The organism is Novosphingobium sp. MD-1, from assembly GCF_001014975.1.
Classification (GTDB): Bacteria; Pseudomonadota; Alphaproteobacteria; order Sphingomonadales; family Sphingomonadaceae; genus Novosphingobium.
The window spans coordinates 44,228-60,069 of the sequence record NZ_BBXA01000019.1; the positions used below are offsets into that span (position 1 = coordinate 44,228).

The window sequence follows — 15,842 nt, forward strand, 5'->3', positions numbered from 1 at the left end:
CGAACCGCCCTTTGCATAGGCGATTTGTAACGCAGGGTTAATCGGAAGTTTTCCCGCAGGCGGAAAAGGCCGTTTCCCGTCAATCCTCTGGCGAAAAATCCAGCGAGGCGCTGTTGATGCAATAACGCAGGCCGGTGGGCGCGGGGCCATCGGGGAAGACATGGCCAAGGTGCCCGTCGCAGCGCGCGCAGCGCACTTCGGTGCGGACCATGCCGTGCGTAACGTCGCGGTGTTCGTCCACCGCTTCGGCCTCCATCGGCGCATAGAAGCTCGGCCAGCCGGAGCCGCTGTCATACTTGGTGGCGGAGGCGAACAGCGGCGCGCCGCAGCCGGCGCAGACATAGTCGCCCGCTGCCTTGTTCTTTTCATACTTGCCGGTGAAGGCGCGCTCGGTGCCCGCCTGCCGCAGGATCGCGTACTGCTCCGGCGTCAGCCTTTCGCGCCATTCGGCTTCGGTGAGGTTCAGCTTGTCGGCCATGGGGGATCTCCTTTGCCGCGCATATGGGGTCAGTCGGGAAACTCTACAATGAGCACCGCGCCATCGTGCCCGGCCACGCGCATCCGCGCGCCGACCGGCGCATCCGGGCCGCGCACCAGCCATTCGGTGTCGCCCTGGCGGACGCGTCCCCCGCCGCCCTCGATCGCCTGGACGACGGTGACGCTCTGGCCGATCAGCCGACCGCCACGATCGTTGAGCAGGGGATCGGCCGAGACCACCGGATTGCGCGCCAGCCAGCGCCGTCCGGCAAGCAGCACGCAGCCGGCCAGCACCGCGAACAGCACGACCTGCGCCGCGATCGCCAAAGGCAGCGCCGCAGCGACGAAGCCGGTTAGCAGGGCCGCCGCTGCCAGCCAGATCAGGAAATAGCCCGGCGCAACCAGCTCCGCGATGGCCAGCGCCACGCCCAGCGCCAGCCAGCCCCAGTGCGGCGCCAGCGCGTCAAGCACGGCCCATCCCCGATTTGTCCGCCCCCGCCTTGTCCGCCGGTGCGGGGTTGGCCCGGGGCTTCACCGCATCGCCGATCAGTTCCCCGATCCCGCCCAGCGAGCCAATCAGTTGCGTCGCCTCCACGGGGAAAAGGATGGTCTTGGCGTTGGGCGAAACCGCGAACTGCTGCACCGCCTCCACATATTTCTGCGCCACGAAATAGTTGAGCGCCTGCGTGCCCGAAGACGCGATCGCCTCGGACACGACCTGCGTGGCCCGTGCCTCCGCCTCGGCCGCGCGTTCGCGCGCCTCGGCATCGCGATAGGCCGCTTCGCGCCGCCCTTCGGCTTCGAGGATCTGCGCCTGCTTCTGCCCTTCGGCGCGCAGGATTTCCGCGCTTTTCAGCCCCTCGGCCTCGAGAATCTGCGCGCGCTTCTCGCGCTCGGCCTTCATCTGGCGCGCCATGGCGTTGGAAATGTCGGCCGGCGGACGGATGTCCTTGATCTCGACGCGGGTGATCTTGAGGCCCCAGGGCGAGGTGGCGTGATCGACCACGGCCAGCAGGCGGGCGTTGATCTCGTCCCGCTTGGACAGCGTCTCGTCCAGGTCCATCGAACCCATCACCGTGCGCAAGTTGGTGGTAGTGAGTTGCATGATCGCGACGAAGAGGTCCGATACCTCGTAGGCCGCCTTGCCCGCGTCCAGCACCTGGAAGAACACGATGGCGTCCACGCCGACCATGGCGTTGTCGCGGGTGATGATCTCCTGGCCGGGGATGTCGAGCACCTGCTCCATCATGTTGACCTTGCGCCCGACGCGATCGACGAACGGCATGATGAAATGCAGGCCGGGCGTGGCCGCCAGGGTGAACTTGCCCAGCCGCTCGATGGTATAGACATAGCCCTGGCGCACGACGCGGACGCCGGTGAAGAAATAGACGGCAACAAGCACCGCCAGCAGAACGAGAACGCCTTCCATCGCCACCCCCATCACTTCGATGCCGGAGTCTAGCGCACGGCGCATTCCAGCCAAGCACAAACCGCTCCGGCCACCGAAGCGCGATGGAAGCTGATCAATAGTGCGATTTCTGATCCGGCTTCGCGAGGTCGTAACAGTGGGCGATGTCGTACTTTTCGACACCCCCGCCCTCGTCGAACGCTTCCTTGAGCATGGCGTCGTGCGCCTCGGCGATCGCCTGGTCGGCCTGGTCGCCGCTCCTGCCCGCGGCGATCAGCGCTTCACGCTCGCGCGCGGTCAGCACCGAGGCCAGCGTCTTCATGTCCTGCGCCGCCGGGGTCATGCCCTCGCGCCCATGAATTTCCTCGAAGGCGAGCGAGAGGATCGCGGTGCATTGCAGAAGGTCAGGCGCGCGCAGTGGCGGAACGGTCTTGTCCAGCAGCGGAAGACAGGCGCGCATCTGCGCAGCCAACGCGGCATCCGCGGGATCGGCACTGGCGCCCTTCTGCAAGGTGCCGACATCGGCCACGATCAGATCGCGCACCTGTTCGCGCGTCAGGCCGGCTTCGGCGACGACCCGCGTGCTCACCTCGACGAAATAGCGCTTTCCCCGCACGGCCAGCGGCGGGAACGCGAGCGCGGCAGGCGCCCCGTTGGCCTGCTCGGACGCAACGATCGCGAAGACGGCGGCGCATTGCAGCGCGGCGCGGTGTTCCGGGGTCAGGCTGTCGGCTGTAACCGCATCGGCGGCCGCATCCGCCGCCACGGCCGGGGATGCCGGCAGTGCAGATGGAACAAGCAACGAAAGCGCGGCAAGCGCGGCGGGAATGCGCATGGTCAGGCTATAGGCGCGGCGTGCGCAAAAAAGAAGCCGCGAGCATGACGCTCGCGGCCCTGGCAGGTTTGGCGTGTCCGGCAGGGTAGCGGGAGGACACGCGCTGGAGAAAAGATCGGATCGGCCGGGCGCTTGTTAAGGCCCGGATCGATCCTTCAGGCCAGAATCAGGCCTTCCCGCCGTTGCAACGGGCAAGTTCCTCGGCGGAAAGCTCGCCGTCCGGCGTGGCGAAGCGGGCGATCGTGCCAACCTTCTGGGAAATGCGCGCGCAGACCATTGCGGGGCGCGAGGTGTCGCGCGCGCCCGAGCATTCCGATCCGGTGCACGACCAGGCAACGCCGTGTTCGATCAGGCGCTTGGGCGCATCGAGAGCGGTTGCCAGGGTAACGGAATAGTAGCCGCCCGCTGCGTGCGAAGGCGTGGCGGTTGCAGTGAAACCGGCGACCGTTCCGACCAGCGCGAGAACGGCAGGCGCAAGCTGGCGCAACGCGCCATGGCGAAGTGCAGTCATGATTCTTCCCCTTTTTCATGGCAAGGAAATCATGGGGTCCTTGGAGAGGGTCGATTTCCGTTGCGAATCGTTTCCTATATCGATAGGTTTTAAGTTGCAACTAAAAACTTAAATAGGCCGACGATATGGGGTACAAGCGCGACGACATGCACAAACTTCACGAACCCCTTGCCGAGATCGGACAGTGTGGCCTTCCCGTGGCGCTGGAAGCCATGGGCGAGCGCTGGTCGTTCATGATCCTGCGCGCCGCCCTGAACGGCGTCCGGCACTTCGAGGATTTCCTCGACGAGCTTGGGATCGCCCGGAACATCCTTTCGAACCGCCTGTCAAGGCTGGTCGAAGCAGGCATTCTCAAGCGCGAGCATTGCGCCGACGATCGCCGCCGCATCGAATACCGGTTGACGGAAAAGGGATTCGATCTGTTGCCGGCCATGTTGGCATTGCGCCAGTGGGGCGAGAAATGGCAACTCGGCGTCGCCGCCAATCCGGTGCTGTGCGACGCGCGCGACGGCAGGCCCATCGCGCCGATCACGATCCGCGCGCACGACGATCGCCAGTTGAAGCACAGCGACCTCACCTGGCGTGATCTGGCGGATGTGGAAGCGGAAGAAGCGGGCGGCGTTGCTGCCGGAACAGCTCCGGTCCGCATCGTCGGGTAGCAAGCCCCGCAGACTATCTGCAAAAAGAACCCGGGAGCGGGGGGCTGAGGTCCGCCCCCGGGGTGCAGATTACCGGCTGTGGACCGGTCCGCGCTTGATCGAGGCGAATTTCGCCCGCGCATTGTTCAGCGCGCTGTTATAGCAAGTCCGTTCGGACACCTGCTCGTTCAGAGAAGCGCGATCGGTGCCGATGCCGCAGACACCGCGGGCCGCGCTGCGCAGGCGGGCGTCGAACGCGGACTGTCCGTGCGGCGTGGAAAGGTCGAGATCGGCATAGTCCACCGCGCGGGTTTCCTGGGCAAAGGCGGGCTGCGCGGCGATGGTCAGGCCGAAAAGGGCAGTGGCGAAAGCGGTCTTGGTGAGAGCGGTCATGGTCTGGTCCTCAATCTGGTGTCCGGAACCGTTTGGCGGTCGATCCCGGAAGGGGGGCTGCGACGGCAGATCGGGGTATGGGGGGCAACGCCGTCGCTGAAGTTGTCCTACGCCGCCCCGCCCCGTCGCGCCCGCCGTCATCGACAAGGCAGGAAGTCCCGCCGACGAGAAGCGACCGCGTCCGACGAACGACCGTCCTGATCCGGTGAACCGCATGGGCCGCATGTTGCTGACAACCGGGAAGAAGAGTTCTATCGTTACGCGACAATGGCCATTCTCGTCACATTCCTGCTCGGCATCGGCAATTTCGCTCTGCACCGGGCAGTCCTGGACAGCGGCCATCCGCTGCTGGGCAAAATGCCTTGGTTCTATCACGGCCTCCACCGGCGCTTCAGCTTCGCGGTGGAATTCCTGATGCTGTTTGCCGGGCTGCTGCTGACCGCGCAGGGCATTGCGTGGGGGCCGGTCGCCTACCTCGGCTATACCGCGCTCAACGGCCTATCCGCGTGGCTGATCCTGAGCGACCGTATCTGAACCGGCCCGGGAACCACGCGCGCCCAGCCGCATTGCCCGAACGATGGACCGAACCCCGCCAATCTGGCTGGTCGCCAACGCGGCCAGCGGCAGCAACAGCGACGACGCGCTCGACGACCTGATGGCCAGACTGGCCGCCACCGGGAGAGAACCGGCGCGCGTCGTGCGCTTTCCTGACGATGCCCTGCCGGCGCGCGCCGATCTCGACCGCGAAGGCATCGGCATGCTTGCGGTGTTCACCGGGGACGGCACCGTCAACGCGCAGTGCACGCGGCTCTATGGCTGGCAAGGCGACGTGCTCGTCTTGCCGGGCGGCACGCAGAACCTCATGGCCAAGGCGCTGCATGGCGAAGACGTGTCTGTCGAAGGCGTGGTTGCGGCGCTGGAACAGGGCAGCCTCTCATCCACACGCCGCCGCCTGATCCGCTGCGCGCAAGGTGACGCCCTGTGCGAGATCGTGGCCGGCCCCGGCGCGGTATGGGCCGACGTGCGCGAGGAAATCCGCGACGGCGATCTGGGCGGCATCGCGACATCACTGGGCGAAGCGATTCGCCGCAGCGCCTCGGACCCCGGCGTGACGATCGTCGAGCCGGCAACGGGGCGCGAGGAAGGCTACCCCGCCCTACGCCTTCACCCCGGCGCTGCGGGCATGGCTGTCGATGCCTATGGCCCGCAGGACATCGCCGGCATCGCGCAGCAAGCGGGCGCGATCCTGCGGCGGGATTTCCGCACTGGCCCGCACGACAAGCTGGGCGAACACGATCGCGTGCGCTGCCGCTCCGACGAGCCGATCGAACTGATGATCGACGGCGAACGCCGCACCGGATCGCGCGAAGTGACGTTCGAAATCATGGACTGCGACGTGAATTTCCTGTCTAGCATCCGGCAGCATGAGTAACTCTGCCCCGATCCGGATCTTCCATCTCAGCGACATCCATTTCGGGCTGGAGGACCGGGAGGCGCTGGCCTGGGCGCGGGAAAGCATCGCGCGCGAACGGCCGGACGCGGTGGCCATCACCGGCGATCTGACGATGCGCGCGCGCCACCGCGAATTCGCCGCCGCCTGCGACTGGATTCTCTCGCTCGATGCGGCCGTGACGGTGGAGGTGGGCAATCACGACCTGCCCTATTTCAACCTCTTCGAACGCTTCACCGATCCCTATCGCCGTTTCCGCCGGATCGAGGCGCTGGTCGAGCGCGCGATTCCGGTCAACGGCATCGCGATCATCCCGCTCAAGACCACGGCACGGGCGCAGCCGCGCCTCAACTGGTCAAAAGGCTGTGTGACCCGGCACGCGCTGGCGCAGACGCTGGCGGCGATCGACGCGCTTCCCGTGGGCGTCCGCGCCATCGTTACCGCGCATCACCCGCTGGTGGAGGCCGGCACGCGCGGCAAGGCGCTGACGCGGGGAGGATCGCGCGCGCTGGCGGAACTGGCGAAGCGCGATGTGCTGGCCGTGCTTTCCGGCCACGTCCACGATCCGTTCGACCTGATCCACCCCACCCCAAACGGCCCGGTCCGCATGATCGGCGCGGGCACGCTTTCGCAGCGGATCCGCTCGACTCCGGTCAGCTTCAACGAACTGACGATCGCGGACGGCCGGATCGACGTGCGCGTGCGAAATATGGAGCGCGTGCCCACGCGCGCCATGCAGATCGACGACATCCCCGAAGACGCCCTGCCCCCGCGGGAGACCGGCGCGCCGGTGGCCCCGATCGGCGCCGTGCCCGACGTCGATCCGCCGGTGCATTGAGCGCGGCGCGACACGCGCTATAGGGCACCCATGTCCGCAAACCTTTCCACGCCCGTCGTCACGCGCTTCGCGCCATCGCCCACCGGGCGGCTCCATGTCGGCAATATTCGCACGGCGCTGCACAACTGGCTGCTCGCCAAGCGCCACGGCGGTCGCTTCCTGCTGCGCATCGACGATACCGATGCCGAGCGCAGCCGCGAGGAGCATGTCGAAGCGATCCGCGCCGATCTGGCGTGGCTGGGCCTCCATCCCGAAGGCGAGGAGCGCCAATCGGCGCGCTTTGCGATCTACGAGGCCGCGTTCGACCGGCTGGTCGCCGCCGGGCGGCTCTATCGCTGCTACGAGACCGCCCAGGAACTCGATCTCAAACGCAAGGTCCTGCTCGGGCGCGGTCTGCCGCCGATCTACGATCGCGCCGCGCTGCACCTGTCCGAAGCCGATCACGCGGCCAGGGCGGCGGCGGGCGAAAAGCCCCACTGGCGCTTCCTGCTGGACCACGACACGCCGATCGCATGGCACGACGGCATCCGCGGCCCGCAGTACTTCGACCCGCGCCAGATGTCCGATCCGGTGGTACGCCGCGCCGACGGATCGTGGCTCTACATGCTGCCCAGCGCGATCGACGATGCCGCCATGGGGATCAGCGACGTGTTGCGCGGCGAGGACCACGTTTCCAACACCGCCACGCAGATCCAGATGTTCGGCGCGCTGGGGGCGGAGCCGCCGCGCTTCGCCCACGCCGCGCTGCTGACCGGCACCGAAGGCAAGCTCTCCAAGCGGCTGGGCTCGCTGGGGGTCGCCGATCTGCGCGAGGCGGGGATTGAACCCGAAGCCCTGATCGCCATGCTGGCGCGCCTGGGAACGTCGGACCCGATCGATCCCGCGCTGGATGCGGATGCCCTGGCCGCCGCGTTCGACCTTTCCCGGTTCGGCCGCGCGCCGGCGCGGTTCGACGATGCCGAACTGCACCGCATCAACGCCGCCGTGGTCCATCGCCTGCCGTTCGCGCGCGTGGCCCATCTCCTGCCCGAAGGCATGACCGAGGTCGCCTGGGAAGCGATCCGCCCCAACCTGGCCCATATCGGCGAAGCGGCCGACTGGTGGCGCGTGGTGACTGGGCCGATCACTGCCCCCGAGGCCGACCCCGAGACGCGGGCCTTCCTCGATCAGGCCGCGACGGTCGCAGCCGGGATCGACTGGGCGTCCGACCCCTGGAGCGCATTGACGGCGACGCTCAAGGACGCGACCGGGCGCAAGGGCAAGGCCCTGTTTCTGCCGCTGCGGCAGGCACTCACGGGCATGGACCACGGGCCGGACATGAAGGCGCTGCTGCCGCTGATCGGCAAGGCCGAAGCAATCGGACGGCTCAGCCCCGCGCCCTGACGCCGAAGCGGGTCAGGCGCTGCCCGTTTCGCTCGCCAGCAAGGCGGGATCGATGCCGTGGATGCGCCAGGTCGCGGCCCAGCGCGCGCCGACCGGCGTATCGAACAGGATATCCGAACTGCCGTCCGCCGCGAACCATCCGTGCCGCCGCATCTCGCCTTCGAGCTGGCCAGGCGCCCAGCCGGCATAGCCCAGCGCGATCAGCCAGTGCCGTGGCCCGCGCCCCTCCGCGATGGCCCGAAGGATGTCGAGCGAAGCGGAAAGCCCGCACAGCGGATGCACGTCGATCGTGCCCGCCCCGCCCCAGTCCCGCGAATGGAGGACGAACCCGCGCGATGGTTCCACCGGACCGCCATGGAGCACCGGCCCATCGGGCGCGACACCGGGATCGATGCCCACGTCTTCCAGAAGGCCGTGCAGGGTCACGCCATCACGGGGCTGGCCGATGCCGATGCCCATTGCACCGTTTTCGTCGTGCACGCACATCGCGATCACCGCGTGGTCGAAACGCGGATCGCCCATGCCCGGCATGGCCAGCAGGATCCGGCCGGCGAGGTACTGCGCTTCAGGCATCTGGAACCGTATCCTTTCGAGCCTCCCGCACCCCATCATGACGCAGCTGGACGACCGGCACAACGGGACGAATCGTCGGGCATTTGATACCGGTCAACCCATATTAGGCAAAACTGATTAATCCGAGTCGCGATCCCTTTTGAACGCAATGGCCCGGTTCGGCGGAATGCCGGCCAAGGGGCCGTTCGGACCAGGAAGGAACGCGCCGTGCTGCGCCTGATGCTTGTGCTTCACGCTGTCATCGCCACCACCCTGATGGGGGCTGGAATCACCGCCGCGCTGGCGGCAGGTTATGTTGCCAAGGGGCCGATCCTGGCCGCCGCGCTGGGCGGCTTCGTTCTGGCGTTCCCGGCAAGCTGGCTGATCGCCCGCCAGATCGTGGCGCGCGCGGGCTGAAACCCGCCCGCATCCCGTCAGGCTGCGACCGCCTTCATCTCGTGTTCGCCGGCCGCTTCCAGCAGGCGTTTCTCCACCGTTTTCAGCCTGTTTTCGGCGGCCACCTTCTCACCCAGCACATCGGTGACGTAGAACGTATCGACCGCGCGCTCGCCATAGGTAGCGATATGCGCGGAATGGACGACCAGCCGCGCCTCGAACAGCGCGCGCGCCAGGCGGTTAAGCAGGGCGGGCCGATCGCGCGCGCCCACCTCGATCACGGTGAAGCGGTTGGACGCCTTGTTGTCGAAGATCACGATCGGCTGGACCTCGAACGCGTCGGCGCGCGGGCGGGCCAGCGGGCGCGCCGCCAGTTGCGGCACCAGCTTGACCCGGTTTGCCAGAGCATCGCCGATCATGGCCTTGAGCCGCCCGATCTGCGCCTCTTCGCTGAACGGACGCCCAAGCGGGTCCTGCACCAGGAAGTTGTCGACCGCCGTACCGTTGCGCGCCGTGTGGATGCGCGCGTCGATGATGTTGCCGCCGGCCAGATGGATGCCGCCCGCGATGCGATAGAACAGCCCCGGATGGTCCGCCGCCATCACCGTGACCAGCGTCGCCCCGCGCGCCGGGTAGTATTGCGCCTCGACCGATAGCGGCTGCCCGTGCGCGCGGTCGAGCTGCTGGAGGTTGAGCGCGATGATGTCCTCCGGCTCGGCGATCCAGTAGGCTTCGCCCAGCTGGCGGCCGGCGGTGCCGATCAGGTTGTCCCGCTCGCGCAGGATCTCGCCCACCGCCTTCTTCTTCGCCGCGATCCGTTCCGCGCGCCCATGCTGCTTGTGGCCCAGCCGCAGCATTTCCTCCGTCGCCAGGAACAAGTCGCCCAGTAGCTGCCGCTTCCAGCCGTTCCAGATGCCAGGGCCGACGGCGCGAATGTCCACGATCGTCAGGACCAGTAGCAGGCGCAGCCGCTCGACGCTTTGAACCGTGCCGGCGAAATCGGCGATGGTCTTGTAGTCCGCCAGATCGCGCTTGAACGCGGTGGCGCTCATCAGGAGATGCTGGCGAACCAGCCAGGCGACCAGTTCGGTTTCCGCCGCCGACAGCCCGAGCCGCGGGCACAGCTTCATCGCCACTTCCGCGCCAAGGATCGAATGGTCCCCGCGCCGCCCCTTGGCGATATCGTGGAGCAGCGTGGCGACATAAAGCACGCGGCGCGACGCGACCTTGGCGATCACGTCGCTGGCCAGCGGATGATCGTCGCGCGCCTCACCCTTCTCGATCCGCGCCAGCAGGCCGATCGCGCGGATCGTATGCTCGTCCACCGTGTAGTGGTGGTACATGTCGAACTGCATCTGCGCCACGACACGGCCGAAATCGGGCACGAAGCGGCCGAACACACCCGCCTCGTTCATCCAGCGCAACACGGTTTCGGGATCGTTGCGACTGGTCAGGATGTCGAGGAACAGCGCATTGGCGCGCGGGTCCTTGCGCACGCGGGCATCGATCAACCCGGCATCGCGCTGGGCCAGCCGCATCGCTTCCGGATGGATTTCCATCGCCTCGCGATCGGCGAGCGCGAACATCTCCAGCAGCCGCACGGGCTCCTTGCGGAAGAAATCGTCGCCAGTCACGGTGATGCGCCCGGCATCGATGGTGAACACGCCCACCTTTTTCTTCCGCCGCCGGAATGCCGCGAAGAACCCGCGCTTCTGGCGGGCAAACTGTTCGTCAAGCTGCGCCAGGAACACGCCAGTCAGCGATCCCACCTGCTTGGCCTGCAGGAAGAAGAACTGCATGAACCGTTCGACCGCGCTCTTGCCCGGCCGGTCTGCGAAGTTCATGTGCATGGCGACCTCGCGCTGGAGATCGAAGGTCAGCCGGTCCTCGGCCCGGTTCGTCAGCGCGTGGAGATGGCAGCGCACCGCCCAGAAAAAGTTCTCGGCGCGCCGGAACTGGCGGTATTCGTCGGCGGTCAGCAGACCCACGTCGACCAGTTCGCTGGGATCGCGCACCTTGTGGATGTATTTGCCGATCCAGTAGAGCGTGTGAAGATCGCGCAGCCCGCCCTTGCCTTCCTTCACGTTCGGCTCGACCACGTAGCGGCTGTCACCCAGCCGCTTGTGCCGCTCGTTGCGCTCGGCCAGCTTTTCGGAAACGAACTGCCGTTCGGTGCCAGTAACGACCTCGGCCCAGAAGCGGCGCGAACCTTCCTCGAACAGTTCGCGATCGCCCCACACGTAGCGCCCTTCGAGCAGCGCGGTGCGGATGGTCAGATCGCTGCGCGCCATGCGCACAAGTTCGTCCAGCGAACGGCTGGAATGGCCAACCTTCAGCCCCAGATCCCACAGGAAATAGAGCATCGCCTCGATCACCTGTTCGCACCACGCCGTCGGCTTGATCGGCGTGAGAAAGGCGATATCGACATCGGAATGCGGCGCCATTTCGCCCCGGCCGTATCCGCCCACCGCCAGCACGGCGATCCGTTCGCCCGTGCTGCGGTTGCTGGCGCGATAGACGTCGCCGACGACGTGATCGTAAATCACGCGGACCAACTGGTCGATCAGGAAGGCGTGCCCCTGCGCGCATTCGTAACCGGCGGACGGCTTTTCCGACAGCCGCCGCATCAGCTCCGACCGCCCGCGCGACAGCGCATCGCGCAGCAGTTCGACCACGACGGGCCGTGCCTTGTCGCGATGCTCGGCCACGGCGGCGGCCACCGCGTCGGTCAGGGTACGCCGATCAACGATCGCGCGCTGGTGCGGAAGGCGGGGAAGCGTCATGGCGGCTCTATAGAAGGAGCGGGGTTGACGGGAAACCACGAAGTCCTCCGTGGTTCCCGCAAAGCCGCGCTACGTTATTCCAGCCGGTCAACCAGCCTTGACCGTCCACAGCTTCGCATAAGTCTCGCGCAGCGACCGCTTGTCGACCTTTTCCGTGCCCAGGCGCGGAAGCGGCTCGTGAACCTGCCAGAAACGCACTGGAATCTTGAACGGCGCGATGTGTTCGGCCAGGAAAACGCGCAGTTCCTCCTCGCTGGCCGAGCAACCGTCCTTGGCCAGATAGACCGCCACCGGCACTTCGCCATAGAGTTCGTCGGGCAGGCCAAACACGCTGGCCTCGGCGACGCAGGGATGCGCGTAAATCGCCCCTTCCACCTCGATGCACGAGATGTTCTCGCCACCGCGAATGATGATGTCCTTCTTGCGATCGACGATGAACAGATAGCCTTCGGGATCGAGATAGCCGAGGTCGCCGGTGCGGAAATAGCCGTCGGGCATGATCGCCTCGGCGGTCGCCTTGGGATTGTCCCAGTACCCCAGGAAATTGCAGACGCTGCGAATCGAGACTTCGCCGATTTCGCCCTGCGGCCGCGGCTTGCCCGCGTCATCGAGGATGGCCAGATCAACCAGCGGGCGCGAGGCCGTGCCGGTGCTGTCGGGCTTGGCGAGATAGTTCTCGTTGAGATTGCCACAGCCGACGCCATTGGTTTCGGTCAGGCCATAGCCGATGATCGGAAAGCCCTGCGGCAGCGCCTTGCGGATGCGTTCGACGTGCTCCACCGGGCGCGGCGCGCCGCCGGCGGCGAAGGTCACGCAGCTCGACAGGTCGTACTTGTCGCGATCGGGATGCGTGGCGATCTCGAAGCTCATCAGCGGCACGCCGACGAAATAGGTCACCTTCTCGCGCTCGATCAGGCGCATCGCCTCGGTCGCGTCCCACTTGGGCATCAGCACCAGCTTGCGGCCGAGCGCGAAGCTCTGGAGGAACACCGGAACCTCGCCCGTGACATGGAACAGCGGCACGTTGACCAGCGTTACCGGCTGCGCGCCCAGCGGAGGTGCCTCGCCCCGTTCGGTCATCAGGCCCAGCGCCATCACGCTCTGCGCCAGATAGTTCATCGTGCCCTGCACCACCCCGCGGTGATCGGAATAGGCGCCCTTGGCATTGCCGGTGGAGCCGGAGGTGAACAGCACCGTCGCCAGATCGTCACCGCCCAGATCCGGCAAAGGCGTTTCGGCGCCGCCGCCCTGCGCCGTCAGCGCGGCCAGCCCCTGCAGCGGCGGGCAGTCGTGCTCCATCGGCAGCAGCGTCGCTCCGTGGTCCAGCCCCTCGAGCCGCGCCGCGCGGCCGGCGTCGGCGATGACCAGACGGCACCCCACCAGCCGGATGCCGTGCGCCAGTTCCTCGCCGCTCCACCAGCCGTTGAGCAGCGTGACGCAGCCTCCCGCCATCACCACCGCCATGTAGGCCACGACCCAGCTTGCCGAATTGCGCGCGACGATGCCGATCCGCTCGCCTTTCTGCACGCCGTGGCCTTCCACCAACCCGCCGGCCACCACGCGCGCGGCAGCATATATCTGCGCGAACGTCAGTCGCTGTCCGCCATCGATGATGAATTCGCGATCGCCCTGCTGCGCGCAGAACAGCGCGAAATAGGCCGCCAGGCTGGGCGGGGCGGCGGCGATCATCGGCACCGTCCAGCCCGCGCGCTGGAACGGAACCGTGGCAAACATGCCGCCTTCGGCGGTCAGGGCATCCATGATCCGGGACAGATCCCGATCGAGCTGGCTCAGCATTGCTTTCGTTACTCTCCCAAGTGCGCGTGCCGCACGGCGCGGCCTTTTCATGTTTGTCAGGCATTCGCTGCCGTGCCAAAAGCCGGCGGCGAACCTGCCGGCGAAGACACAGACAGGTCCCTTTCTGCAACTTGTACGGAGTTCACTCCTTGCTGTCACTATCGGCGCTGTTACAGTCGGTTCCGCTGCTTGCGTCGGGTGCGATGGCCCTGCCCCACCAGCCACTGCACTGGGAAGACCTGGGCCTTTCCCCGATCGCCGTCGACCTCGGCTTCTTCACGATCAAGTGGTATTCGCTGGCCTATCTGGCGGGCATCCTGCTCGCTTACTGGCACCTTCTGCGCATGATCCGTTCGCCCGGCGCGCCGCTGGCGCAGCGCCATGCAGACGATCTGTTCTTCTACGCCACGCTGGGCGTGATCTTGGGCGGGCGGCTGGGCTATGCCACGTTCTACGCGCCGCGCATGTTCGCCGATCCGAGCGAACTGGTGAAGCTGTGGGAAGGCGGCATGAGCTTCCATGGCGGCATGATCGGCACGGTGCTGGCGATCGCGTGGGTTTCGTGGCGCAACAAGCTCAATTTCGTGCGGGTGTGCGATTACATCGCCGTCTGCGTGCCTTTCGGTCTGCTGTTCGGCCGCCTGGCCAACTTCGTGAACGGCGAGTTGTGGGGCCGCGTGACCACCTCCACGGTGCCCTGGGTCATGATCTTTCCCGGCGCCGGCCCCCAGCCGCGCCATCCCAGCCAGCTCTACGAGGCGCTGCTCGAAGGCCTGGTGCTGGCCGTGCTGCTGATCACGCTGTTCTGGAAGACCCGCGCGCGCTGGCGGCCGGGTCTGCTGGTCGGGCTGTTCACGCTGGGCTACGGCCTGTCGCGCTTCACCGTGGAATACTTCCGCGAACCGGACGCGCAGCTTGAGGAATTCGCCCGCAGCACCGGCTTCTCGATGGGCCAGTGGCTGACCATGCCGATGATGGCGGTGGGCCTGTTCTTCTTCATTCGCGCGCTGGTTCGCCCTCCGCTTTCGGCCCCGAAGCCGGCAACCGCGCCGGCCGCCACCGCGTGACCGGGGGGGCCACGACGGCCCGGGACGATCGTTCGCTCACCGCGACGTTCGCCCGCCTGATCGCCGCCACCGGGCCACTGAGCATCGCGCATTTCATGGCCGAATCGAACGCGCGCTATTACGATTCGCGCGACCCGCTGGGCCTGACGGGAGACTTCATCACCGCCCCGGAAGTCAGCCAGATGTTCGGCGAACTGATCGGGTTGTGGCTGACGGACATCTGGACGCGCGCCGGCGCGCCATATCCCGGCCACTACGTCGAACTCGGCCCGGGCCGCGGCACGCTGGCGCGCGACGCGCTGCGCGTGATGCGACGACAGGGCATGGCACCCGCCGTGCATTTCGTGGAGGGCAGCACGGCGCTCCGCGCGATCCAGCGCGAACACCATCCCGATGCCCGCTGGCACGACGATCTCTCCACCTTGCCCGCGGACGCGCCGCTGCTGATCGTCGCCAACGAGTTCCTCGATGCACTGCCGGTGCATCAACTGGTGAAGACCGCCGCCGGCTGGCGCGAACGCCTGGTGGGGATGCACGAAGGCAGGCTGGCCCCGGTCGTGGGCGCGCGCCCCATGGATGCGGCGGTGGCGATGGGCGGCACCGTCTCCGCCGCGCTTGCCGCGCTGATCGCGGACGCGCCCGACGGCGCGATCCTCGAAAGCAGTCCCGCGTCTGCGGCGGCTGTGCGCGCGGTCGCGGAACGGCTGGCCGCGCAGGGCGGCGCGGCGCTGTTCATCGACTATGGCCACACCGCGCCGCGCCTTGGCAGCACGCTGCAGGCGGTACGCGCGCACCGCAAGGTCGATGCTTTCGCCATGCCCGGCGAGGCTGACCTCACCGCGCACGTCGATTTCGCGGCGATGGCGGAAACCGCCGAAGCCGGCGGCGCGCGGTGGATGGGCACGGCGGAACAGGGCCCCTGGCTCCACGCGCTCGGCATCGGCGCACGCGCGCAGGCGTTGGCGCGCTCGGCGCCGGCACAGGTCGCGACCCTCAACGCGGCGCTCGACCGACTGACCGGAGAATCGCAGATGGGCACGCTTTTCAAGGTTATGGGGCTGGCGAACCCCGGCTGGCCCGCGGGCGCCGGTTTCCCGCGCTAGGCCGCGAATCCCCCTTCCGGGGTTCTTCCGGCGAAACCCTGCTCGCCCCCCTGCCCAAACCCTTGTGAATCCGCGCTTCCCGCAGGACCAAAATGCCTGTTGGCAAACTATCGCCTTTGCGTCTATCAGGCCCCCCAAGTGGGGGTTTGGTGCGCGCTGTTCGCGTGCGCCCGGCCCCTGTGCAAGGGGGATAAACCGGACGGTCCTTTCC

17 protein-coding genes are annotated in these 15,842 nt (G+C 67.2%); 8 read left to right on the forward strand and 9 right to left on the reverse strand.

All coding sequences use genetic code 11. The features are described 5' to 3' along the window. Nucleotides 1-79: 79 nt before the first annotated feature. The 5 genes from msrB to NMD1_RS04690 all read right to left on the reverse strand — a co-directional run bounded on the left by msrB (nt 80) and on the right by NMD1_RS04690 (nt 3,231). A complete protein-coding gene (gene msrB / locus NMD1_RS04670; protein WP_125953902.1) occupies nt 80-478 on the reverse strand; it encodes a peptide-methionine (R)-S-oxide reductase MsrB in 399 nt (132 codons plus the stop codon). Nucleotides 479-507: 29 nt separating this feature from the next. After that, nucleotides 508-948, reverse strand: coding sequence for an NfeD family protein (locus NMD1_RS04675; protein WP_125953903.1), 441 nt, complete (start codon nt 946-948; stop codon nt 508-510). After that, on the reverse strand, nt 941-1,906 hold the full coding sequence (locus tag NMD1_RS04680) for an SPFH domain-containing protein (RefSeq protein ID WP_125953928.1): 966 nt from the start codon (nt 1,904-1,906) through the stop codon (nt 941-943). Before NMD1_RS04680 ends, NMD1_RS04675 begins: the two co-directional genes overlap by 8 nt. 94 nt (nt 1,907-2,000) lie before the next feature. After that, nucleotides 2,001-2,720: a hypothetical protein gene (locus NMD1_RS04685; RefSeq protein WP_125953904.1), complete on the reverse strand. Its 720-nt coding sequence runs from the start codon at nt 2,718-2,720 to the stop codon at nt 2,001-2,003. A 166-nt stretch (nt 2,721-2,886) separates the two neighbouring features. Next, complete coding sequence (locus NMD1_RS04690; protein WP_233497360.1) at nt 2,887-3,231, reverse strand: hypothetical protein; 345 nt, start codon at nt 3,229-3,231, stop codon at nt 2,887-2,889. Between the two features lie 146 nt (nt 3,232-3,377). Between NMD1_RS04690 and NMD1_RS04695 the strand changes: the two genes are divergently transcribed. Next, nucleotides 3,378-3,890, forward strand: a complete 513-nt coding sequence (locus tag NMD1_RS04695) for a helix-turn-helix domain-containing protein (RefSeq protein WP_124810013.1) — start codon at nt 3,378-3,380, stop codon at nt 3,888-3,890. A 69-nt stretch (nt 3,891-3,959) separates the two neighbouring features. Here the strand turns inward: NMD1_RS04695 and NMD1_RS21195 are convergent, their stop codons facing one another. Continuing rightward, nucleotides 3,960-4,262, reverse strand: a complete 303-nt coding sequence (locus NMD1_RS21195) for a UrcA family protein (RefSeq protein WP_158453910.1) — start codon at nt 4,260-4,262, stop codon at nt 3,960-3,962. A gap of 267 nt (nt 4,263-4,529) precedes the next feature. Here NMD1_RS21195 and NMD1_RS04705 point away from each other — a divergent pair, with 267 nt between their 5' ends. The 4 genes from NMD1_RS04705 to gltX are packed head-to-tail and all read left to right on the forward strand — an operon-like array spanning nt 4,530 to nt 7,933. Continuing rightward, complete coding sequence (locus NMD1_RS04705) at nt 4,530-4,796, forward strand: hypothetical protein (RefSeq protein WP_125953906.1); 267 nt, start codon at nt 4,530-4,532, stop codon at nt 4,794-4,796. A 43-nt stretch (nt 4,797-4,839) separates the two neighbouring features. Next, entirely contained in the window at nt 4,840-5,694 is an 855-nt protein-coding gene (locus NMD1_RS04710; RefSeq protein ID WP_125953907.1) for a diacylglycerol kinase family protein, read from the forward strand. Then, the gene (locus NMD1_RS04715; protein ID WP_125953908.1) at nt 5,687-6,550 is read left to right on the forward strand and encodes a metallophosphoesterase; all 864 of its coding nucleotides are present in this window, start codon (nt 5,687-5,689) and stop codon (nt 6,548-6,550) included. The genes NMD1_RS04710 and NMD1_RS04715 overlap by 8 nt, the downstream gene beginning before the upstream one ends. 30 nt (nt 6,551-6,580) lie before the next feature. Further along, nucleotides 6,581-7,933 carry a glutamate--tRNA ligase gene (gene gltX / locus NMD1_RS04720; protein WP_125953909.1) on the forward strand — a complete coding sequence of 451 codons (1,353 nt, stop codon included), beginning with the start codon at nt 6,581-6,583 and terminating at the stop codon, nt 7,931-7,933. A 12-nt stretch (nt 7,934-7,945) separates the two neighbouring features. Here the strand turns inward: gltX and NMD1_RS04725 are convergent, their stop codons facing one another. Next, the gene (locus NMD1_RS04725) at nt 7,946-8,506 is read right to left on the reverse strand and encodes a YqgE/AlgH family protein (protein ID WP_124810007.1); all 561 of its coding nucleotides are present in this window, start codon (nt 8,504-8,506) and stop codon (nt 7,946-7,948) included. A 207-nt stretch (nt 8,507-8,713) separates the two neighbouring features. On the opposite strand from NMD1_RS04725, the gene NMD1_RS04730 reads away from it, so the two are divergent. After that, the gene (locus NMD1_RS04730; protein WP_124810006.1) at nt 8,714-8,902 is read left to right on the forward strand and encodes a hypothetical protein; all 189 of its coding nucleotides are present in this window, start codon (nt 8,714-8,716) and stop codon (nt 8,900-8,902) included. 17 nt (nt 8,903-8,919) lie between these two features. Here the strand turns inward: NMD1_RS04730 and NMD1_RS04735 are convergent, their stop codons facing one another. Continuing rightward, nucleotides 8,920-11,664: a [protein-PII] uridylyltransferase gene (locus NMD1_RS04735; RefSeq protein WP_124810005.1), complete on the reverse strand. Its 2,745-nt coding sequence runs from the start codon at nt 11,662-11,664 to the stop codon at nt 8,920-8,922. A gap of 87 nt (nt 11,665-11,751) precedes the next feature. Continuing rightward, nucleotides 11,752-13,461, reverse strand: coding sequence for a class I adenylate-forming enzyme family protein (locus NMD1_RS04740; protein WP_125953910.1), 1,710 nt, complete (start codon nt 13,459-13,461; stop codon nt 11,752-11,754). 203 nt (nt 13,462-13,664) lie between these two features. Here NMD1_RS04740 and lgt point away from each other — a divergent pair, with 203 nt between their 5' ends. Both lgt and NMD1_RS04750 read left to right on the forward strand, forming a co-directional pair. Next, nucleotides 13,665-14,528, forward strand: a complete 864-nt coding sequence (gene lgt, locus NMD1_RS04745; protein ID WP_125953929.1) for a prolipoprotein diacylglyceryl transferase — start codon at nt 13,665-13,667, stop codon at nt 14,526-14,528. After that, nucleotides 14,525-15,631, forward strand: a complete 1,107-nt coding sequence (locus NMD1_RS04750) for a class I SAM-dependent methyltransferase (protein WP_233497364.1) — start codon at nt 14,525-14,527, stop codon at nt 15,629-15,631. The genes lgt and NMD1_RS04750 overlap by 4 nt, the downstream gene beginning before the upstream one ends. Nucleotides 15,632-15,842: the final 211 nt, after the last annotated feature.

Excerpts from the sequence above, each read along its gene's own strand:
- msrB (WP_125953902.1), bottom strand. The coding sequence starts at position 478 with ATGGCCGACAAGCTGAACCTCACCGAAGCCGAATGGCGCGAAAGGCTG.
- NMD1_RS04680 (WP_125953928.1), bottom strand. The coding sequence starts at position 1,906 with ATGGAAGGCGTTCTCGTTCTGCTGGCGGTGCTTGTTGCCGTCTATTTC.
- NMD1_RS04685 (WP_125953904.1), bottom strand. The coding sequence starts at position 2,720 with ATGCGCATTCCCGCCGCGCTTGCCGCGCTTTCGTTGCTTGTTCCATCT.
- NMD1_RS04690 (WP_233497360.1), bottom strand. The coding sequence starts at position 3,231 with ATGACTGCACTTCGCCATGGCGCGTTGCGCCAGCTTGCGCCTGCCGTT.
- NMD1_RS04695 (WP_124810013.1), top strand. The coding sequence starts at position 3,378 with ATGCACAAACTTCACGAACCCCTTGCCGAGATCGGACAGTGTGGCCTT.
- NMD1_RS21195 (WP_158453910.1), bottom strand. The coding sequence starts at position 4,262 with ATGACCGCTCTCACCAAGACCGCTTTCGCCACTGCCCTTTTCGGCCTG.
- NMD1_RS04705 (WP_125953906.1), top strand. The coding sequence starts at position 4,530 with ATGGCCATTCTCGTCACATTCCTGCTCGGCATCGGCAATTTCGCTCTG.
- NMD1_RS04710 (WP_125953907.1), top strand. The coding sequence starts at position 4,840 with ATGGACCGAACCCCGCCAATCTGGCTGGTCGCCAACGCGGCCAGCGGC.
- NMD1_RS04715 (WP_125953908.1), top strand. The coding sequence starts at position 5,687 with ATGAGTAACTCTGCCCCGATCCGGATCTTCCATCTCAGCGACATCCAT.
- gltX (WP_125953909.1), top strand. The coding sequence starts at position 6,581 with ATGTCCGCAAACCTTTCCACGCCCGTCGTCACGCGCTTCGCGCCATCG.
- NMD1_RS04725 (WP_124810007.1), bottom strand. The coding sequence starts at position 8,506 with ATGCCTGAAGCGCAGTACCTCGCCGGCCGGATCCTGCTGGCCATGCCG.
- NMD1_RS04735 (WP_124810005.1), bottom strand. The coding sequence starts at position 11,664 with ATGACGCTTCCCCGCCTTCCGCACCAGCGCGCGATCGTTGATCGGCGT.
- NMD1_RS04740 (WP_125953910.1), bottom strand. The coding sequence starts at position 13,461 with ATGCTGAGCCAGCTCGATCGGGATCTGTCCCGGATCATGGATGCCCTG.
- lgt (WP_125953929.1), top strand. The coding sequence starts at position 13,665 with ATGGCCCTGCCCCACCAGCCACTGCACTGGGAAGACCTGGGCCTTTCC.